This window comes from Thermogemmatispora sp., assembly GCF_019683635.1.
Lineage (GTDB): Bacteria > Chloroflexota > Ktedonobacteria > Ktedonobacterales > Ktedonobacteraceae > Thermogemmatispora.
The window spans coordinates 1-19,993 of sequence record NZ_JADGIA010000025.1; the positions used below are offsets into that span (position 1 = coordinate 1).

Consider the following 19,993-nt stretch of genomic DNA (forward strand, 5'->3'; position numbering starts at 1 on the left):
ATGAGAGGCGGCGGGTAAGAAGCGGCCGGGGGGAACGGGGGAGGCAGGGATGGAAAGGAGCCATCCCTGCCTGCTGTGGGAGAGCAACGCGGATCGGAAACGGTACATCGCCACGAGGGGCGGACAGAGAAAGTGATGTCTGGTCCTTCTCCCCCAACGAATGTTGTCGGCTGATCTATTCCCCTCGATAGAGCGATCGCTGCCTGAGCCTGTCAGAAGCTTCCTTTCTAGATTCTTCCCTTTCTTCTACCCTGCCTGCGGACCAGCCTCCGGCAAGCGGGACGCTGGTGGCCAAAGGTGAGCGAGCGAGGGAGTCGGCGAGGTCACTTTTTCTTATGAGAAGATGATGAAGGATAAGGTCGGAAAATCCTTCATCAAGGCAGCGTCCTAACAGGCTTGCTCACCCATACATACATTCAGCTATTCATTGATGCCTTCATGCGCCGCATTGCTCAAGCACAGAGCTGGCCGGACTGGACGGACCGGCTGGCGAACGAGTACGCTGGCCAACCAACCAGTGGAGTTGAATTAAGACAGCACCTCCTCCAGAGAAAGCAGACATCGCTCTGACTCGTTGAGTACAGCGACCTGGGCCTCTGCTTCGTGAGAGGCATGCCGACCGGGCCAGACACCGCTTACCACATACTCGGTTTCTTCATAGAGGAACGTTTCCTGATCGAAGACATTGTATTCTTCATCAAAGAAGCATTGGAGCCAGGTGGTCAGATCTTCCGAATTGAGGCCCGGAGCACCTTCGCAGACGAACCATTCAGCGATGCCCTGCAAGTAGGTGCGGTAGTCCGGTGAGAGTGGATAGCGGCGCTGGATCAGATAGGTTTTCTCTTCGATCTCCTCGTAGCCAGCCTCGCGGAGGTAGCCGGCCAATTTTGAGCCGACCCAACTATCTTCGAAGGGATAGCCATGTTCGACGCGGATGCGCTCCCAGCGCTCACGGGCCTGGAAGACGCGGGCCTGGAGGCCGGGATCAATCGTATGGAAGCGCAGGGTTCCGAAGTCGATGTCCTTCACGATCAGGCGGCCTCCGGGCGCGAGGTACTGACCGAGCGTCTTGAAAGTTTTGACAGGCTCAGGCAAATACTGGCTAACATTGGCGCTGAAGATGGCGTCAACGGTACCATGCGCGAGAGGCAGCTGCTCTAACGGAGCTAGCTTATACTCGACCTGGGGGGCGTACCAGGTGCCCGCGCTGCGTCGCCGGGCGGTTACCAGGGCTTCAACCGAGATATCCACGCCGATAATGCGTCCTTGGGGGCCGATGGCCTGGGCGAGTAAAGGAATCCAGAGGCCGGGGCCACAGCCGGCGTCAACCACCAGGCTTCCCGCCTTGAGCTGGAGGTCGCGCACCATCTGTTCGCGCTCTGCTGCCTTGCAGCGGTGGTGCATTTCCAGCCAGGCGACCGCATTTAGAGGAAGCCCGCACTCGTTACCAAAGACCGGATTATTCGCTGCCATAGTACAATCCTCGCCTTCGCGCACGTGGCGCAAACAAAGGTTTCTTCAATGGTGAGGAGAGTATAACATGCAGGCCACTGAGAAGACAATAGTGTGTGTACATTTGTAGGAATTTTGTAATACTTTGTTCATGATCCAGCCAGCCTTCGAAAGCTTCATCGCAGCCTATCATGCAATCTGGCAAATGAGCACGATGCACAAACACTGCACGCTATACGCTGAGAAGCCCCTTTACACCGCTTCCTATCTGGGCCGAGCCTGCCTGTCTCGATATTAAAATGTTGTAATAAATGGAAGGGAACATGAAAATGCATTCATGTAAGAAAACGCTCTGGTAATCCACTCCATCGACGTGATATAATCGGCTCAGGCAAATCCTTTCCCAGCAGCCATATCAGGCAAGAAGAGAGCATCTACTGGCACATTTTCGACGCTGGCACGTCTTCGACGCCGCCTCTCAACGCACGTACGCACGCATGCACGTTTGCACCGTTCGCCCGTAGCCGTAGCCGGCGCCTCTGCTGGTCTAGCGGCTAGCTAGCGCACCCGTCTGGTAAGGAAGGAGCACTGACTGACATGAAGCAAGGACACGACCCTTCGCGCCCGCCGCGTCGTAGGCAGCGGGCAGCCGGGCCAGAAGCGCGTCCGCCGGCGCGTACCCGCAGTCGTCATGCTAATGCTGGTGTAGCCAAACGCAGTCGGGGCCGGAGCGGGGCCCGCTCTGCCGAATCTCCTGTTCCGGCTGCTACAAGTCTGACTCCCTTCAGCCTGACCCTGCAGCGTATTCTCAAGCGTGATCGCGCGCGCATCGCGCAGTTCGCCAGCTCTCTCGGCGTCTCCGAAAACACCGTCTATCGCTGGATGAATGGCCAATCTGAGCCGCGGCCCTCCTCGCTGAGGCAGATCCTGGAGGTGATGCCGGAGCATCGTCGCGAGCTGCAGGAGGCCATCGAGCAAAGTTTCCCAAATGTGCTCGATCTGCCGCCGGCGGGAGAGATCCCCCCGGTTTCCCGTGATCTGTATCGTCAGGTATTAGAGCTGCGCGCGACGATTGTCCAGGACGACAGTCGGCGTTGGCAGATGATCCAGCTTATTTTCGAGGCAGCGATCAAGCATCTTGATCCCGAGCAGCGTGGCCTGGCCTTGACCTATGCGGAACTCATGCCGCCGCGTCCTGATGGCATCCACTCCCTCTATGAGGCCGAGGTCCGGGCGACCAGCCCCTGGTCGGAGACACAAGAGAGCCGGGCCTTTCTTGGTAGCACAACCCTGGCCGGGACTGCGGCCATGCTCCAGCGGCTCCAGACCTGGAGCGAGCTGGACCGCGAGCAGCGCCATCAGTTTGTGGCCGAAGAGTTCGAACGCAGTGCCTGTGCTTGTCCGGTCCTGTTTGCGGGGCGCTGTGCCGGCGTACTGATTGTCTCCAGTACCCAGGCTGATTTCTTCTCGCCCCCGGTTTGCCAGGCTGTGAATGAGTATGCTCTACTGGTGGCTCTGGCCCTACCTGAGTCGGCTTTCTATGACCCCTCGCTGATCCACCTGCGTCCGATGCCCGATATTCGCTGGCAGCGTGAGGAGATTAGCCGAACCTTTGTCAATCGCGTCATCGCCTGTGCGCGCCGGTTCCAGCTCTCCCGTCCAGAGGCTGAGAAGCGCGTACGCATGGAGATAGAAGAGGAATTTGAGCAGGTGGCGCCCACGCATTTTGCGCTCTCGACGGAGCGGCCCTGAGTCGACGAGGAGAGCATGCGCCGCGAGGGCGCTCCTCTCCTCTCCTCTCCTCTCGTCCAGCCGCCAACCTTGCCCTTGTTCTCGCTCTGGCGCCTGATCGGCTGATCTGGGGGCGCTGCGGGCGAGGCAAGAGCCTGGAGGAGAGCAGAGACAGCGGGGCCACAGATAGCGATTATCTTCCGCTGGCAGGTAGAAGGAGGAAGAGGCAGCACTCTCTCGGGCCAGCGACTACCTGGAGGGCCTGGGCAACTGAATCTATGATCACAGTAGGGGGCCAGGCAGTGCTGCGCAAGCTAGCCGTTCGAGAGCCGCTTGTTCCAGTTCCAGGCCCATGCTCAGCATTTTCCTTGACAGGGGGGGCATGATCTGCTAGCTTTTTAGTACAAGTGAGTAGGTCTATTCTCACGATTGACTCTCTTTGAGGAGCAAGCTCATGCAGTCTCCAGAGCCGGCAGGTGCCTCGCAGGGCAGCGGCCAGAGCAAGCGCGAGCCAGAGCCGATCGTCGCTGCTGATCCCCCTTCTGCCAATGCTTCAGTGGAGCCTGCGCGTCAGGCGCAGGAGCAGGCGGTAGAACAGCCATCGTCTGCTGCGACCGCCGAGCCAGTGAGCGATTTCGTCTATCCGCCACCGCCAGCGTTTTATGAGCGTCTCGCCCCCGAGGTAGAAAGACGCAGCGCTCAAGTGCTGCCTGGCGCTGCCGCTCCGCGTGGAGAGCAGGCCAGATCGGCTGCTGTTGGCGATCGGCCAGCGGCTCCCACTTCGCCCTCGTCCTTGCCTCCGCTCACTGCTGCGGAGGCCCCTCATCGCCGGGAGACGCTTCCCTCTGCCCCGCCTCTGCCCTCTCCATCGCCTGATCCAGGTTGGCCACAGAGCGCGGCCCCCGTTGCCGCCGCTAGAAGACGCTCGCGGCGCGTCATCTGGATCTCGCTCGGGATTCTGGCCCTGGCCTTTTTCGCCTGCATCGGCGTCGCTATCTGGACCTTCGCCGGTCCTTTCAAGCAGCTCCAGCAGCAGTACGATGGCCTGACGGCGCTCGTGAACGACTACTATGATGATATCCAGCTTCAGGACTACGTTCATGCTTTTCGGGACCTACAGCCCGAAGGCTTCCATGCCCAGCTCACCCAGCAGGAGTTTGTCCAAGAAGCGCATGACTTTGATACTCGCTACGGGCCGGTCCTGAGCTATCGCATCCGTTCGTTGCCGAACCTGAGCCTGGAGGACGGGCCAAACTATACCGTGGAGGTCGATGTGACGCGCACCCACTTGTCCTACACGGTCCTGCTCACCGTGCGTCAGGTCGGCAGCGGCTGGAAAATCATCGACTTTGATCGCCTCTGACCAGGCCTGGACCAGGTCTGCCCGGACCCAGCTAGCTTCTCCATCCTGGCTCTTGCTTGCGACAACGGCTGCTGGCGCTGGCGATCGCCGTCGCTGGTCGGAGTAGAGCGAGTGACAAGAGGGGATGATCGCAATAGCAAAAAGCGAACCGGACGTTCAGGACTAGCTGCGTCCGGTTCGCTGTGGAGGGCACAAACCAGTAAGTAAAGCTACAACTCCTCGCCCTGGCCCTCTAGAAGGCTAGCTGTTATGCGCCGTAGTGGCGCTCTGATTCTGGTTGTTCTGCGCGGAGAGGCGCGACTGCAGCTTGGCCTGCAGCTTGGCCACCGGCGTCGGTGTCTCGCGTCCCACGCAGGCGCGTAGATCGCCGCGGTAGAAGCGCCAGGTGCTGCCAACTTTATGCCCGGTGAGCTGGCCAGACCACATCAGGCGGTAGAGCGTCGAGCGGCTGACGCGCAGATAATTCATGGCTTCTTTGAAGGTCAACAGCACATCATCATCTTGCATAACTGGCATTGCCATCGATTCTCTCCTTACGACCGATTGATGAGTTCACCGCTCATAAAGAGCATTTCTCGGATACTGAGAGCTATATGTAGATATATTGCCTCAACACTGGCTATCCTAACCTACCTTGATACACTTTTTTATGGAGATCCGGTTAACATCGGGTTAAGTTTTGGCCTCGATCGTTCTGCATTCATAACCATCGATGCAGAAGAGCGGCAGGTTGGCGAGGCCGGGCGGGGCGCTTAGGGGAAAGAGAGAGGGGAAGAGAGGCGACCCGCGTGGTGCAGCGCCATGCTGCTGAGGCGTAACCGTCCTCCTGGGGGCGAGCCAGGTAGGTGAGGGCCTGAGCCAGCGTAGCCTGCGCGGCTGCCAGCCGGGCAAGCGAGCGAGCGGCTGAGAAAAGAGATGAACGGCCAAGCGAGGAGCGAGGCCGTACCGGCAGGGCAGCGAGGCTGAACCACAGGCGGGCCGGGCCATTAGGTGGCGCTGCTTCAGGCAAGTGAAGCTTCCTCCCTTCAAGGCCATCAAGACTCGACGGGTGTTGGAGCGGTGAAGGTGTAGCCAACGCCGGGCACAGTTGTAATATAGCGTGGCTGGTTGGCATTCGGCTCGATCTTCTGGCGCAAGTGGCGGATATGTGTCTTCACCAGGCCCGAATCGCCGGCCTCATCGTAGCCCCAAACGCGTTCGATAATCATATCGGTTGTCAGGACCTGGCCGGTATGGGTCATCAGCAGATGCAGCAGGCGGCTCTCCGTGGGAGTCAAGCGGATCTTCACCCCATCGCGTACCACCTCGTGGCGCATGGCATCCAGCGAGAAAGGTCCCACGGTGATCGTTGACGAGCTGGCGGAGCCACGCACATTTGAGGACCGGCGGAGAATCGCCTTAATCCGCGCCAGCAACTGACGCGGGCTAAAGGGTTTACGCAGATAGTCGTCGGCCCCCAACTCCAGCCCGCGGATCTCATCCTCCTCCTGATCGTGGGCTGTCAGAATCAGCACCATCGAATTGGTCTCATTGCGCATCTGGCGGCAGACCTCGAAACCGTCGATCTTGGGCATCTCAACATCCAGGATCACCAGGTCGGGCAGTGTCTCGCGCCAGCGCTTGATCGCCTGCTCGCCATCGAAGGCGCGCACTACCTCGTAGCCATGCCCTTTGAGCCAGTAGCTCAGGATGTCCACCATATCGCGGTCGTCATCCGCTACCAGGATCTTCACGTGTCTTTCCTCCTGATTTGCAAGCCTGTAGCTGCTCTTCTCCCCCGGTGGGGACGGATCGGCGTGTGTTCGTGGCTGTAGCCAACCGGTCGAGCTTTCACTGCTAGTAACGGGTCGTGCTCAGGTGAGTAACAGCATGATACAATCTGGGCTACGACCAGTCACCTAATTGGCTACCTCGTCGTGTCAATCCTGGACTCCTGGCGCCGGCGCCGGGAGGCGATCCTCTGCTGCCTCTCCTTGTGCCAGTGCTCCCGCACTGCGCCGGCCAGGCAGATAGGTATCGGGAAAAGGCAGGGCGAGGTGAGGTGAAGCGAGGTCGCTGGATGGCTTCCTTCTCCACTGGGGAAGAGCCACTAGCAGATTGCAAGATGAAGGAGCATAAGCAGCATGACGAGTGCTCAATCCGCGGTGCCAGAGCGCGAGGAGTTGCTGACGCTGGCGCGGGCGGCGGCTCTGCAGGCCCACGCGCCCTATTCCCATTTCCGTGTTGGAGCGGTGGTAGTCGCTGATGGCCAGCTCTATCGCGGAGTCAATGTTGAGATCTCCAGCTATGGCCTGACGCTATGCGCGGAGCGTGCGGCCCTCGCTGCCGCCGTGAGCGCTGGCGCGCGCCGGATTACCCATGTGGCTGTAGCCTGTATCGATGCACCGCCCACCGCTCCCGCCTCGGCGCGGACTCCGTGCGGAGCCTGTCGCCAATGGCTGGCCGATCTGGCGCCCCAGGCTATCATCTATATCGACGGTCTGGAGGAAAGCTTGACGGTCAAGGACCTGTTGCCCTACGCTTTCGCTCTTTAGCCGTCTGGTCGAGGCAGGCTGGCCCACGATTGGAGCGGGCCGGACTGGCGCGGGCCCGCTCCAGGTCTGATCTGCCCGGCTGCCGGGGCCAAGATGTTGGCTGACCCTCTTCTTTCTTCTGCACCTGCTTTTATCTCCATCAATACGATATCTGGTGAAAATGATCGATTTATGGTACAATATAAGCAGCGTGTTCCAGCATGGCTGATTGCTGGCCATGCCGGCCCCAGTTAGGAAGTGTACCTTGCCAGCCGGTTGCTTGTTCCTTCAGCGCTGAGGAGGACATATGTTCCGAACATTCCAGCTGCCTACTCCTTCCATCGGAATTGAAGAAGAGTTCCAGCTTGTTGACCCACAGACAGGCTGCCTTGTGCCCGGCGTCCACACCATACTGGAGAAAGGAGCCTCTCAATTCGGTGAGCAGATCAAGCCCGAGATGTTGCAGTCCACGATTGAGCTGATCAGCCCTGTCTATCCCAATATCACCGCGGCGCGCCTGGAGACGCAGCAGCTGCGTGCCCGATTGGCGCGGCTGGTGACCCAGGAGGGTCTGGCGCTGGTAAGCGCTGGCACGCATCCGGGCGGTTTGTGGCAGGAGCAGCAGCGGTCTAACCATCCTCGCTATATCGAGCTTGAAGAGGAATTTCAGGACGTAGGTCGCTCGATTCTCATTTTTGGCCTACATGTCCATATCGGCGTCGAGAACAACGACATCGCCATTGCCCTGATGAACCAGATCCGCACCTGGCTTCCTCATCTGCTGGCGCTGTCGGCCAATTCGCCTTTCTGGGGCAACCGCTTCACCGGCTTGAAGTCGTATCGGGCTGTTGTCTGGAAGCGTTTCCCACGTAGTGGCATGCCGGAGGTCTTCCCAAGCTGGGGCGATTTTGATCACTATGTGCAGGCGCTCATTGAAAACGGCTGCATCGATAATGCCAAAAAGATTTGGTGGGATCTACGCCCCCATCCGTTCTTTAAGACGCTGGAGTTTCGCGTTTTCGATATGCCGGCGACCATCGAAGATACGCTGGCGCTGGCAGCGCTCTGTCAAGCTCTCGTGGCGAAGCTGACCTGGCTCTACAAGCACGGGATGGGGATTCATGTGATGCCGCGCGATTACCTGGAAGAGAACAAGTGGCGTGCCATGCGCTATGGTCTCGATGCTCAGATCATCGATTTCGTAAACCATCGCACGCTACCCATGCGCGACGCCATCCATGAGCTGCTCGACTTCGTCGATGATGTCCTCGATGATTTGGGCACGCGCCGCGAGATCAACTACTTGCGCTTCCTGCTCGATGATCCTCGCGGTACTGGCGCAGATCGCCAAATCGCTATCTGGAACGAGACCCACAGTTTCCTGGCTGTCGTCCGCTATCTGATCGAGACGACGCTTGAAGGGGTTCCTCTCGACTCTATGTCCGATCGACAGTCCCTGACAACCCGATCTGAGTGAGGTCCTGCCGCTGGCCTGCCCTGGCTGCCTGGTGCTTCACCTGTACTGCCGACTCATATGTTCCCTATGATTTTGCCTGTTGATGACGACGCTCTTGGGCGGAGACGGCGAATCAACGTCTCTCCCCTGTGGGGAATGCGTTGTCTCGGCGGGGGCGGTACTGTTGTCCAGCTCGCTCCCTCGACCGCGACCGCCTCCGAGCGCTCTCCCCCTGGCCTGCCACGTGAGCGCCTTTCTGCGCAGTGCGGCTTGCGCTTCCCCGCGAGAAGGTGTATACTTCTCGGGAACAGACCACTAGCCAACACTGCGGAGAAGGTAAGGCGCTCACTCGCTGTCCTACAGGCAGGGGAGAGCGCTACTCTTCTCCCTGTTCCAGGAGTTTTGAGTAAGAGCGATGAAAGTCATTCTCCTTCAGGATGTAGCGGGGCTGGGCAAAGCCGGCGATGTGAAAGAGGTCGCCAATGGCTATGCGCGTAACTATTTGCTGCCGCGCAAGCTGGCTGCCGGTGCCACGCCGGCCTTGCTGGCCAATCGCGAGCAGCGTGTGGCTGCAGAGCGGCGCCAGCTGGAGAAGCAAGAGCAGCTCAACCGTCAGCTTGCCGAGCGTCTGAGCCAGGTCACCCTGACCTTCAAGGCGCGTGTGGGACGCAACGGGCGGCTCTATGGCTCGGTGACAAGTCAGGATATCGCCGACGGTCTGCGCCAGGCCGAGGGCCTGACCATTGATCGCCGCCTCATTGATCTGCCCAGCCCGATTCGATCGACCGGCACCTTCGAGGTTCCGGTGAGAGTGGCCCGCAATCTCGTCCCGCGCCTTACCGTGCGAGTGATCGATCAGGAGGCTGCTGAGGCCGAGGGGGCTGCAGAAGCCGGGCAAGCAGAGGCGGCGCAGGAAGAGTAAAGGGCGCCCAGCCCGGCCTGCTCTGGGCGCCCTCCTCCCTGTTCCATTCTTCTCTATTGAGAATTGTCTCCTCCCTGATTCCTCTCTTTTCGCTTTCCCTGCTCCGGCGGTTCCTTTTGCTTGTGAACGCTGATGTGAAGCCGGCTTAGAGGCGCTCGATGATGGTGGCGATTCCCTGACCAACGCCGATGCACATAGTGGCCAGTCCGTAGCGCCCGCCTCGCCGTTCTAACTCGTGCAGCAGTGTGACCATGATGCGTGCACCGCTGCAGCCCAGGGGATGACCCAGGGCAATGGCGCCACCATTCACATTGAGCTTCTCTTCATCGATTTCCAGCTCGCGTACGCACTGCAGCACCTGAGCGGCGAAAGCCTCGTTCAGCTCGATCAGGTCGAGGTCGTGGATGCTCAACCCGGCGCGCTGCAGAGCCTTACGTGTCGCTGGAATTGGCCCCAGGCCCATATAGGCCGGATCAACGCCGGCGACCGCGCTGGCGACGATGCGCGCTCGTGGGCGCAGTCCCAGTGCGCGTGCCCGGCTCTCGCTCATCATGACCAGGGCTGCCGCCCCGTCGTTAATGCCTGCCGAGTTGCCGGCGGTGACAGTACCTCCCTCACGAAATGCCGGCTTAAGGGCAGCCAGCTTTTCCAGCGACGTATCGGGACGTGGATGCTCGTCTTTGCTCACCAGCCCTGGCTCGCCTTTTTTCTGGGGTATCGGTACCGGGATGATCTCCTCAGAGAAACGCCCATCTTGCTGGGCGGCTACGGCGCGCTGATGACTGCGCAGGGCGTAGCGGTCCTGTTCCTCGCGGCTGATGCCGTAGCGCTCGGCGACGTTCTCCGCCGTCTCGCCCATGCTATAAGGGTAGTGCATCGCGGCGAGCTTAGGATTGATGAAGCGCCAGCCCAGGGTCGTGTCGTAGAGCGTAGCGCTGCGGCTGAAGGCGCTCTCGGCCTTGCCCAGGACGAAGGGAGCGCGGGTCATGCTCTCAACTCCGCCGGCGACAAAAGTGTCACCGGCGCCGACCTGGATTGCTTGAGCGGCGCTGTTAATGGCCTGCAGGCCGGAGCCGCAGAGCCGATTGACGGTCTGGCCGGCCACATGAATTGGCAGGCCAGCCAGGAGCAGAGCCATGCGCGCCACGTTGCGATTGTCTTCGCCCGCCTGGTTTGCACAGCCCAGAATAACGTCTTCGACGCTGCCAGGTTCGATACCGGCGCGGCGAACGGCTTCGGCGATCACCAGTGCCGCCAGGTCATCGGGACGCACATCTTTGAGCGCTCCGGCGTAGCGCCCGATAGGTGTGCGCACTGCGGAGACGATTACCGCTTCTTCCATAGTTGCGGCCTCCTCTCGGGTTGCTGCTGACTCTCCATTGATTGTTGAGACAACCCGGTCTCTCAGGTAGTCTTCTGATGAGGTCTGGCCTGGTGCTGGCTCGTGCAGGTGCCTGGGGCATGGCCTGCCTGTCCGCTCAGCTCACCAGACCAGACCGGTTTGGCCCGCTCAGCGTCCCTGGAATTGAGCGCGGCGCTTTTCGAGGAATGCGCGCATCCCTTCGCGCTTATCTTCGCTGGCGAAGAGCAGGAAGAAGTTTTTGCGCTCAGCCTCCAGGCCCTCTTCCAGCGAGGTTTCAAAGGCGGCCAGCACGGCTTCCTTGGCCAGGCGGACGGCAATGGGGGGGCGCTCGGCCAGCTCTTTGGCGATCTTAAGGGCCTCGTTGAGGTGCTCGCCCTGGGGCACTACACGGTTGACCAGGCCCAGCTCGGCCAGCTCGCGTGCGCTGACCTGGTTGCCCAGGAGCACCATTTCCATTGTGCGATATTTGCCAAGGGTGCGTGCCAGGCGCTGGGTACCGCCGGCACCTGGGATGATGCCCAGAAGAATCTCTGGCTGACCGAACCGGGCGTTCTCAGAGGCCACAATGATGTCACAGTGCAGAGCCAGCTCGCAGCCTCCGCCAAGGGCATAGCCGTTGACGGCGGCGATAAGCGGTTTTTTGATGCGCCGGATGCGCTCCCAGGCCTCGAAGCCCCCCAGAAGCATGTCGATCGGCGACTTATCTGCCATCTCTTCGATGTCGGCCCCCGCGGCGAAGGCGCGCTCGCCGGCGCCAGTGATGACGATACAGCGAATGGCCTCATCGCGATCGAGGTCTTCCAGGGCTGTGCTCAGCTCGGCGACGAGCTGGGTATTGAGGGCGTTCAGCTTGGTGGGCCGATTGAGGGTGACGATGCCCACCCGCTCATCACGTTCAACCAGAATGTATTGATATTCTGCCATGTTTCTCCTTGTTGCCTTTCTCTGGGCTGCTGTGGTTTTAGGCGACATGTATCGGGCGAGTCAAGGGCCTGACTGCACTCACTGGTTGGCGAGGGTGAGAGGACCCTCCCTTCGTCAGTGGGTAGCAGCGAGCCGGAGAATCAGCTGGTCCAGACGCCATGCGGATCACACTCGCGGATCACGCGCAGCTCTTCCGGCGTTGGTGGCACTGTTTCGGCACAGTCGGGAGCCAGGCGCAACGGCCAGCCCGTCTGTTCCTGGACCTGCTCGATGCTGCTGCCGGGATGGTAGGACTGCAGCAGGGCCTCGCCAGTGGTTGGATCAAAAGTGAAGACAGCCAGGGTGGTAATCAGCACCGCTGGCCCGCCGCGCGGTAGGCCCACGCGCTGGCGCCAGGCCACGCCGGCGGGCCCCTGCTCATCGGGGTAGCCATAACCCGGGCTGGTCACGAAGTCGACACGCTCGCGCAAGCGGTGCCGTTCATGGGGCATGATGATCGCCAGACGCTGGGCCAGTGAGGCAATATCAGCGCCGCCGCCGCTGCCAGGTAGCCGAACGCGTGGCTGCTGCCAGTTGCCGATGAGCGACGTGTTGAGGTTCCCGTAGCGATCAATTTCTGCGCCGCCGATGAAACCAAGCTCGATTTCGCCCGCGGCCATCAGGCCGATAACGTTAATGGTGCTGGTGGCCCAGAGCGCTCCGCAGATATTGGGTGCATCGCCCATAGTGTAGAGCAGCTCGCGGGCTGGCGTATCGCGAATCAGACCCGTTTCGAAAATACCGACACAGTTGGGAGCGTGAGTGCGCTTGGCCAGGGCGAAGGCCAGCAGTGGCAGGCGCATACCAACGAAAACCCGCTCGCCATCGCGGATCTGGCGCGCAGCGCAAACGACCATCAGCTCACGAGGGGTATACTCCATGTCCCTATTCCTCCTTGCCTGATAGTGCACTCGCTTCTGGCGAAGGCTGGCGGCACGGGGCTGCCGTACCGTGAACCAGTCTGCTGCCGTGAGAGCAGAAGGGCCTCTCGATCAGTAGCCATAGTCGACAGGAGCGGCGTAGCGGTGCTCCTTGACACCCAGTGCGCCCTGGCGAGCTGGACCCAGCTTCGCCATGTATTCCTGACGCGTCTTGAGGCCAAGCACCCACTCGTCCAGCCACTGCTGGAAACCCTCCGGTGTGCGGGTGCGAGTATGGTACTCGTGGTAGAACTGATGGTCGCGGTCGTAGTAGCCCTGCACCGCTGAGGGATGGGCGCCCCACGGCTCATGGACGACGGCGCAGACTTTGTAAGAGGGTCCGATGACACGGTTGGGGTCGCTCGTGATGACTTCGCGTGGCACGATCTCCTCAGCAACGATGATGACTTGACGCGCAGCAAGCATAGCCTCCTGGCAGATGCCAAGGCTGCCCCAGAGATGGGCGTTGCCGTCTTCGTCGCTGCGCTGAACGTGCAGGATGGTCACGTCAGGTTGCAGGGCTGGCACGAGCAGCAGGGGACTGCCATCGAAAGGTGAGGAGGCCTGGAGAAAGGTTGGATTTTTACGCGGGAGATCGCTCCCCAGCAGCGAGCGCGTAGGGATATAAGGAGCGCCCAGGCTGGCGGCGCGCAGAGCCAGGCCGATTGTGAAATTGCTGTGGTCCTCGGTGACGATAGAGCGAGGCAGGGCCTGCTCCGTTGCTCGTCGATAGCAGTGGCCGAGGCCCTCGCTGACATTGCCTACCCAGGCTGCTTGAATCTTGGCTACGCAGCCGGCCCCGATCAGTTGATCGAACAGGATGTCCGAGATTGGCCCGATCAAGGTCAGGTCGCGGCGTCCCTGACGAATGATCTCGTGGCCCGCTGCGAAGGGAATACAGGGCTCCAGGGCCAGGCCCAGTGCTACCGAAGCCCCGTCGGGGACATAGCGTCTGATCGCCTCGGTCATAGAGAGCAGCTTACTCATGTCGGTGTAAACTCCACGATCATGTTTGCATAATCATCGGCCACGTAGATGTGGTCATGCTGGTCGATGACCAGTCCCTGTGGTTCGATAAAGCCCTGGCTAGCCAGCGTTTCACGCTGGCCGGTAGCTAGCTGCATGCGGATCAGCGCGTGCACGGTTGGCGCCAGGTCTATCACCAGCAGATTGCCATGCCCATCCCAGGCTACGTCGTCCGGCATGCCGAAGCCGCCGAAGCGAATCTTATGTCCGTTGGGGCTGATGCGCCAGACCGCCTGTCCGCATTCATCTGCCACGTAGACGTTGCCCGCCCCGTCAACGGAGGCCCCTACCGGACGTACCATGCCGCTCGCCAGCGGCTGCAGGGTGCGGCCATCCAGGCTCATGCGATAGACCTCGCCAGTGGGGCTGTCTGGTACAATCAGGGTCTGGGTTGTGCGATCAAAGGCAATACCATCGATCCCTGCTTTGCATGGTTGACTGCCCGGTGCACCTGGAAGGGTGCGCAAGACCAGCGGCATCTGGGCGCCCGGCATCAGCAGTAGCAGACGGTTGGTGCGCTGTTCCGCTATGATGATTGTACCATTCTGGAGCACGACCAGCCCTTCTGGCGCCGCCAGGCCGCGCGCGAGCACGCTCACTGTGCCATCACGATTGAGACGGTTGACTGTACCGTTATGAGCGTCGCTGAAAAAGAGGTTGCCTTGCGCATCCAGGGCAAGGTCATCGGGTCTGCCGTAGCCGCGCAGGAGGAGGTGGCTGCGGTAGTGGCTTGCTACCACTTCCGTGCTGCTGGCAGTGGGGGGAGTGCTGGCCGTGCTTGTTGGAGAAGGCGTGTGGACAGGGCTAGCTGAAGATGAGGGCGAGGGAGTAATGGCGGAGCCGGCGCTGCCACAGGCGCTCAAGATGAGCAGACAGAAGAGCAACGCCGAGAGAATCCTCGAATGCTCGCTTCGCAGCATAGCGTGTCCTTCCCGAAAAACCCCGAAAGTGTGATCTGCCGATCGGAAGTCAGCAGCTGGCCGCGGCTGACAGGCCGGCCAGGCGCTGGCTCTATTGCCATCGTATCACAAGCGGGCGTCTTGAGGGAAATCGGGATCGGAAAGCGAGTGGCCTGTTCTTGCCGGGCAACGAGTAGGGCCGTGCTCTCTGACTACCGCTCCGCCACTACCGTGCTTGCTCAATCAGGCGCTTACGGGCGCAACTTCCTCGATCAGGTGGTGCAGCGTTTTGAGAGGGACCCCGGTGCCTTTGGTGCCTGTGCGCCTGGTCATTACCAGCTCAGCGGCGATGCTGAGCGCGATCTCTTGGGGAGTGACAGCACCAATATCGAGGCCGATAGGCGTGTGCACCTGCTCAAGGCGCTCGCGAGGAATGCCTGCCTTGAGCAAATTGCGAAAGATGTTGCGGATTTTGCCGGCACTGCCGATCATACCTACGTAGGCGGCCTCGCTTTCTACGGCAGCACGCAGGGCCTCCTCGTCGAGCCGGTGGCCACGTGTGACAATGACTACCCAGGTTGAGGCATCCGGTCGCAGCTCTCTAATGGTCTGAGCGATGTCGCCAAAGACGAGCTGGACGCGCTCACCAAAGGTGCGAGGGTCCGCCAGATCACGGCGGTCGTCTATCACGACAATGCGAAAGTCGAGGTCGGCGGCGAAGCGTGCTAGCGCCTGAGCCACATGGCCGGCCCCGGCAATGATCAGTCGCGGCTCCGGCGAGATGGCCTCGACAAAGACTTCCAGGGTCGCGCCACAGCTGCCGACGGCTTCGTCGGGGTCGATGTGGATATGAGTGAGGAACGAGCGCCCTTCCTGGAGGGCCTGCTGCATAGCCTTGATGGCCTGCTCGTCGACGCGCCCTCCGCCGAAGCTGCCGCTAGCACTGCCATCGGCATGGAGCAGCATGCGGACCCCAATATCGCAGGGTGCGGCTCCGATGGTCTTGACCACGGTGGCTATGCCGATGCGCTCGCCTCGTCGCAGCGCTGCTTGAATGGCCTCGTAGACGGCTGTGGGGCTGATGGCACTCATGGTTCTTCCCGTCCTCTAGCTGTTGCTCTCTGCGTGCTTCCCCTACTCAATGATTGAGCAGGACACTCTTCATTATAACATAAGGAAATTGCCGTCTCCTTGCTTGATAGACCCACTCCGCTCTCGTATAGTGAGTAAGATAAGACCAGCGGCGCCACAGATGTGTAGGAACGCGGATAAGATGGGTGACACAAAGTACCTGGCCGATATAGCACGTCTGCTGTGGTCATGACTTGCTGGCCATTCTCTCCCTCGCCCTCCACAAGGTCTTGGGAACGCATAATAGTGGGGAACTCCGTCCCGAGATGCTTCAGAGGAGCCTGCGTCTGGCCTATGAATACCGCTATTTCATAAAAACACAACTTTACCAGCGATTACGGCTCTGGGAGCAGAACCATCCCGGCTTCACGCTCTTCCCACCAGCCGACGAATAATTCTCGTCGACTTGAAAAAGATCCTCTTTTGTTATCTTAAGATCAATATGCCTTTCCGTTTCTACCCTCCGCAGTCGGAACGATTCTTTGGAGCACCTGACCTGGCCGCTGAGCATCCCTCTCTCGCTAAGCAAGCAGCTAGCTTGACAGAGGCTCCTCTGCCGGGTACAATACTAGAACACAAGTTCTAGATCTGGATCTCCTGAGCAGTCGAGCTATGGGCTTTCGTGCAGCCCTGGCGGGCGGCTCGCTCTCACAGCAACGATTCGCACAGCGTCCGGCGAGGTCGTTCAAGGAGGCCAGTCAGTTAGGAGCAGGGTGAGGAACAGTCAGAAAGAGGAGACATTGTCTATGACATCTCTTGGTGAGCACTCTCATTCCCAGGGTCGTGAGGAACAGCGTCCACGCTTCAACCCGAGCGAGCACCTGCTGCAGATCAGAAGCGGCAATCGTGGCGAGCTGCGTGACTACCTGCCTGTCCAGTGGCGGCTGGTCTGGTTCCGCGAACTCTGCCCCCAGGGAACCATTGAAACCGAGATGGTGCATCTGGATCTGGAGCGCGAGACTGAAGAGGAGTACTACGGCTACAACAGCGAGACCCGGCGCAATGAAAAGATGGTGCGCCGTGCCAAGGGTTTCGTCATCTTCCGCGCCGTCGTCAAGGACGGCAAAGGAGGCGTTGCTACAGGCACCAAGTCAGAGAAGGCCGCCAGCTTCCCCGATTTCATCGAGAAGGCCGAGACGGGTGCGATCGGGCGCGCCCTGGCTGCACTGGGCTTCGGTACGCAGTTTGCCCCGGAGCTGGACGAGGAACATCGCATCGTCGATAGTCCCGTTGAGCGGGCTGCCAACTCTACAAGTGAACAGGCTCCCGAGGCAGCCTCTGAGTCGGAGACCGCTCCCTCCACCGCACGCGGGGCGGCCCTCCCGCCATCCCGTCAGCGTGGCTCACGACTGGCCAGCGGGAGCGACAATGAGCAGGGCCAGATCACCGATCAGCAGCTTGCCAGTATCCGCAAGCTCTGCGATACCCTTGGCAAACCGGAGCCGAACGACCTCGCCTCCTGGAACTATGCGGCGGCGCGCGAGCTCATTCTACAACTGAGCCGCGAATACCGTCAGCGCAACGAGAGTCGCAAAGCTTCCTAGCGTACACAAGCGAGGATAGCACATGTCCTTTAAACAACTGCAGTACGCCGAAAAGCGCATGCACAAGCTCTGGCGCGACATGGTCGTGGCCGGCGAGCACGGCGCCTCACCCATCGAGCTAGAGCGCCTCTATGATGCCTACTTGCAAGCTCTTCAGAGCTATCTACGTTGCTACGAAACCTACCGCCAGGAGTCAGGTGGGATCGACATTCATCGCTGTGCCTGAAGAAGGAGAGCGCCCAGGCCCCAGGTTAGCATAGTCGCCTCTCCTCCTCTCCTGGTCAGGAGCGGAGAGAAGAGGCGACATCGCGGAACGGGAGACGACCCGGGTCCCTTGGACCTGGCCCCTCTCCCAGACCCGCTAGCCTGGGGGCTGGGCTAAGCGCGTGCTGACAGAGAGGACACGAAGTCTCGGATGGCCCGCGCCACTGCCTCCGGGGCATCGAAGAGCACCAGATGGCCGGCCTGGGGAATAATGCTCAACTGCGAGCCCGGGATCTCCCGATGAAGACGCTGAGCATACTTCAGCGGAATCTGTCGATCTTCCTCTCCCCAGATGATCAGCACGGGCTTCCCCACGCGCGGCAGATCGCTCGACACTGAATTCACGTAGTAGGGGATCAGGTTGCGGATGTGCTGATAAAGCACTTCCTTGTACAGCTCGCTATTCCAATGGTTCACGAAGTCGTCGAGCATCTGCTGCTTAAACTGTTCAGGCCGTGTTGAAGCTGCGGGCAGCGTAGCCCGCAGATCGCGCAGCACCTCCTCGACGCTCGCGCGCTTAGGAGCATCGTACTCCTGACGCTCCTTCATCTGCGGCAGCGGCCAGTCCTCGGCAAAGGCATGCAAATAGCAGACCGTATCAATCAACACCAGAGCCGCCACGCGCTCTCGGCTCAGGCGCGTCGCCAGAATCTGGGCCACGCCACCGCCGAGGCCGTGACCCACCAGCACCACATTGGTCAGCTGCAGAGCCTCCAGGAACATTGCCAGATAATCGGCGTGGCCCCAGACCGAGGTATCAGCCGGCCAGGGGTGATCAGAGAGGCCGTGGCCCAGCAGGTCCAGCACATAGATAGCTCGCCCGCTGCTGGTCAGCAAAGGAATAACCTCGCGCCAGGAGAAGGCCCCTGCCAGCACATCGTGGAGCAGCACCAGCGCCCCATCGGTTCCATGCTCGGCCCCGTAGACATAATAGGTCACATTATAATGGATCAGGCGGATCGTGCGCCGTTCACCGGCGCCTGCCACCCGTGGTAGCTGTGCTGTACTCTGTGTCATTGCTTCTTCCTCGCTCTTCCGTGCGCTGTGAACGAGCGTCTTTGCATCGCTCCCCTACATTCGCGCGTAGAGTCCTGGAACATTATAGAAAGCCCCAAAACCCGCATAATGAGCCGTGTGCTCGCCCAGCTCTTCCTCAATCACCAGCAAGCGATTATACTTCGCCACGCGCTCACTGCGAGCAGGAGCACCTGTTTTAATCTGGCCCGCATTGGTAGCCACCACCAGATCGGCGATCGTTGTATCCTCTGTCTCGCCCGAGCGATGAGAGACCACTGCGGTAAACGAAGCGCGCTTTGCCATCTCGATGGCCGCCAGCGTCTCCGTCAAAGTCCCAATCTGGTTGAGCTTAATCAAGATGGAGTTGGCGGCTCGCTCCTCGATCCCGCGCTTGAGGCGGGCCGTATTTGTCACGAAGAGGTCATCGCCGACCAACTGTACCCGTCCGCCCAGGCGCTGGCAGAGCAGAGACCAGCCTTCCCAGTCATCTTCTGCCAGGCCGTCCTCGATGGAGATCAACGGATACTCGTTGACCCACTGCTCATAGAGATCGACCATCTCGGCTGACGAGAGCGTGCGGCCTTCGCGGGCCAGCACATATTTGCCATCCTGATACAGCTCGCTGGCGGCGGGGTCCATACCGAGACAGATATCGACGCCGGGGCGGTAGCCAGCCGCTTCGATAGCTGTCAGCAGCAGCTCCAGCGGCTCCCGATTCGAGCTAAGCGAAGGAGCGAAGCCACCCTCATCGCCGACATTCGTATTATACTTCTTGCTATGCAAGACCTTCTTCAGGCTCTGATAGACCTCGGCCCCCATACGCAGCGCCTCACGAAAGGAGCGGGCCCCCACTGGCAGAATCATATACTCCTGCATATCGGCGGAGTTATCGGCGTGCTTGCCGCCGTTGAGGATATTCATCATGGGAACGGGCAGGACACTGGCCGAAACTCCACCCAAATAACGATAGAGCGGCTGGCCAAGAGCATTGGCCGCCGCGTGGGCCAGGGCGAGAGAGACGCCGAGAATGGCATTAGCGCCGAGCTTCCCCTTATTAGGGGTGCCGTCGAGCTGGACCATCAGGCCATCGAGAGCCACCTGATCTGTGGCATCCTGGCCGATCAGTGCTTCCCGCAGAGTTGTATTGACGTGCTGGACCGCCGTCAGCACCCCTTTGCCGCCATAGCGCTGACGGTCACCATCGCGCAGCTCAACCGCCTCGTGGGCGCCGGTTGAGGCCCCCGAGGGGACCGCTGCCACACCGCGAGCGCCGCCTTTCAACCAGACCTCCACCTGGACCGTCGGGTTGCCACGCGAATCGAGGATCTCACGAGCCACCAGGTTCGCAATGACCGTACTTTCTCTGCTCACACCAGGCATAGAACGATACCTACCTCTCTCAACTCTGCTCAAATCTTATCGCGTTACT

At 60.4% G+C, this 19,993-nt stretch carries 18 protein-coding genes; 7 read left to right on the top strand and 11 right to left on the bottom strand.

The window, feature by feature from the left end:
* Window positions 1–528: 528 nt before the first annotated feature.
* Window positions 529–1,473, bottom strand: a complete 945-nt coding sequence (locus tag IRZ31_RS04830) for a methyltransferase domain-containing protein (protein WP_297150331.1) — start codon at window positions 1,471–1,473, stop codon at window positions 529–531.
* Between the two features lie 576 nt (window positions 1,474–2,049).
* On the opposite strand from IRZ31_RS04830, the gene IRZ31_RS04835 reads away from it, so the two are divergent.
* Together IRZ31_RS04835 and IRZ31_RS04840 are read left to right on the top strand one after the other, a co-directional pair.
* Window positions 2,050–3,204 carry a helix-turn-helix transcriptional regulator gene (locus tag IRZ31_RS04835; RefSeq protein ID WP_297150334.1) on the top strand — a complete coding sequence of 385 codons (1,155 nt, stop codon included), beginning with the start codon at window positions 2,050–2,052 and terminating at the stop codon, window positions 3,202–3,204.
* A gap of 433 nt (window positions 3,205–3,637) precedes the next feature.
* On the top strand, window positions 3,638–4,546 hold the full coding sequence (locus IRZ31_RS04840; protein ID WP_297150342.1) for a hypothetical protein: 909 nt from the start codon (window positions 3,638–3,640) through the stop codon (window positions 4,544–4,546).
* Window positions 4,547–4,786: 240 nt separating this feature from the next.
* Here IRZ31_RS04840 and IRZ31_RS04845 read toward each other — a convergent pair whose 3' ends face one another.
* Together IRZ31_RS04845 and IRZ31_RS04850 are read right to left on the bottom strand one after the other, a co-directional pair.
* Window positions 4,787–5,068 (bottom strand): helix-turn-helix domain-containing protein, encoded by a 282-nt coding sequence (locus tag IRZ31_RS04845; RefSeq protein WP_297150345.1) that lies wholly within the window; start codon window positions 5,066–5,068, stop codon window positions 4,787–4,789.
* Window positions 5,069–5,580: 512 nt separating this feature from the next.
* Window positions 5,581–6,279, bottom strand: coding sequence for a response regulator transcription factor (locus IRZ31_RS04850; RefSeq protein ID WP_297150348.1), 699 nt, complete (start codon window positions 6,277–6,279; stop codon window positions 5,581–5,583).
* A gap of 390 nt (window positions 6,280–6,669) precedes the next feature.
* Here IRZ31_RS04850 and IRZ31_RS04855 point away from each other — a divergent pair, with 390 nt between their 5' ends.
* The 3 genes from IRZ31_RS04855 (at window position 6,670) to rplI (ending at window position 9,437) form a co-directional block, all read left to right on the top strand.
* Window positions 6,670–7,080 carry a cytidine deaminase gene (locus IRZ31_RS04855; protein WP_297150351.1) on the top strand — a complete coding sequence of 137 codons (411 nt, stop codon included), beginning with the start codon at window positions 6,670–6,672 and terminating at the stop codon, window positions 7,078–7,080.
* A gap of 286 nt (window positions 7,081–7,366) precedes the next feature.
* Window positions 7,367–8,536 carry a carboxylate-amine ligase gene (locus IRZ31_RS04860; protein ID WP_297150353.1) on the top strand — a complete coding sequence of 390 codons (1,170 nt, stop codon included), beginning with the start codon at window positions 7,367–7,369 and terminating at the stop codon, window positions 8,534–8,536.
* 394 nt (window positions 8,537–8,930) lie between these two features.
* Complete coding sequence (gene rplI, locus IRZ31_RS04865) at window positions 8,931–9,437, top strand: 50S ribosomal protein L9 (RefSeq protein WP_297150357.1); 507 nt, start codon at window positions 8,931–8,933, stop codon at window positions 9,435–9,437.
* A 145-nt stretch (window positions 9,438–9,582) separates the two neighbouring features.
* Here the strand turns inward: rplI and pcaF are convergent, their stop codons facing one another.
* The 6 genes from pcaF to IRZ31_RS04895 all read right to left on the bottom strand — a co-directional run bounded on the left by pcaF (window position 9,583) and on the right by IRZ31_RS04895 (window position 15,700).
* Entirely contained in the window at window positions 9,583–10,779 is a 1,197-nt protein-coding gene (pcaF, locus tag IRZ31_RS04870) for a 3-oxoadipyl-CoA thiolase (RefSeq protein WP_297150360.1), read from the bottom strand.
* A gap of 168 nt (window positions 10,780–10,947) precedes the next feature.
* Entirely contained in the window at window positions 10,948–11,724 is a 777-nt protein-coding gene (locus IRZ31_RS04875; RefSeq protein WP_297150362.1) for an enoyl-CoA hydratase-related protein, read from the bottom strand.
* Window positions 11,725–11,864: 140 nt separating this feature from the next.
* The gene (locus IRZ31_RS04880) at window positions 11,865–12,644 is read right to left on the bottom strand and encodes a CoA-transferase (protein WP_297150365.1); all 780 of its coding nucleotides are present in this window, start codon (window positions 12,642–12,644) and stop codon (window positions 11,865–11,867) included.
* A 111-nt stretch (window positions 12,645–12,755) separates the two neighbouring features.
* On the bottom strand, window positions 12,756–13,670 hold the full coding sequence (locus IRZ31_RS04885; RefSeq protein ID WP_297150367.1) for a CoA-transferase: 915 nt from the start codon (window positions 13,668–13,670) through the stop codon (window positions 12,756–12,758).
* A complete protein-coding gene (locus tag IRZ31_RS04890) occupies window positions 13,667–14,629 on the bottom strand; it encodes a hypothetical protein (protein ID WP_297150370.1) in 963 nt (320 codons plus the stop codon). The genes IRZ31_RS04885 and IRZ31_RS04890 overlap by 4 nt, the downstream gene beginning before the upstream one ends.
* A 222-nt stretch (window positions 14,630–14,851) precedes the next feature.
* Complete coding sequence (locus IRZ31_RS04895; RefSeq protein WP_297150374.1) at window positions 14,852–15,700, bottom strand: XdhC/CoxI family protein; 849 nt, start codon at window positions 15,698–15,700, stop codon at window positions 14,852–14,854.
* A gap of 785 nt (window positions 15,701–16,485) precedes the next feature.
* On the opposite strand from IRZ31_RS04895, the gene IRZ31_RS04900 reads away from it, so the two are divergent.
* The gene (locus IRZ31_RS04900; protein ID WP_297150377.1) at window positions 16,486–17,283 is read left to right on the top strand and encodes a hypothetical protein; all 798 of its coding nucleotides are present in this window, start codon (window positions 16,486–16,488) and stop codon (window positions 17,281–17,283) included.
* Window positions 17,284–17,305: 22 nt separating this feature from the next.
* On the top strand, window positions 17,306–17,509 hold the full coding sequence (locus tag IRZ31_RS04905; RefSeq protein WP_297150380.1) for a hypothetical protein: 204 nt from the start codon (window positions 17,306–17,308) through the stop codon (window positions 17,507–17,509).
* Between the two features lie 152 nt (window positions 17,510–17,661).
* Here the strand turns inward: IRZ31_RS04905 and IRZ31_RS04910 are convergent, their stop codons facing one another.
* Both IRZ31_RS04910 and eno read right to left on the bottom strand, forming a co-directional pair.
* Window positions 17,662–18,564, bottom strand: a complete 903-nt coding sequence (locus IRZ31_RS04910) for an alpha/beta hydrolase (protein ID WP_297150383.1) — start codon at window positions 18,562–18,564, stop codon at window positions 17,662–17,664.
* Between the two features lie 54 nt (window positions 18,565–18,618).
* Window positions 18,619–19,944, bottom strand: coding sequence for a phosphopyruvate hydratase (gene eno, locus IRZ31_RS04915; protein ID WP_297150387.1), 1,326 nt, complete (start codon window positions 19,942–19,944; stop codon window positions 18,619–18,621).
* Window positions 19,945–19,993 lie beyond the last annotated feature (49 nt).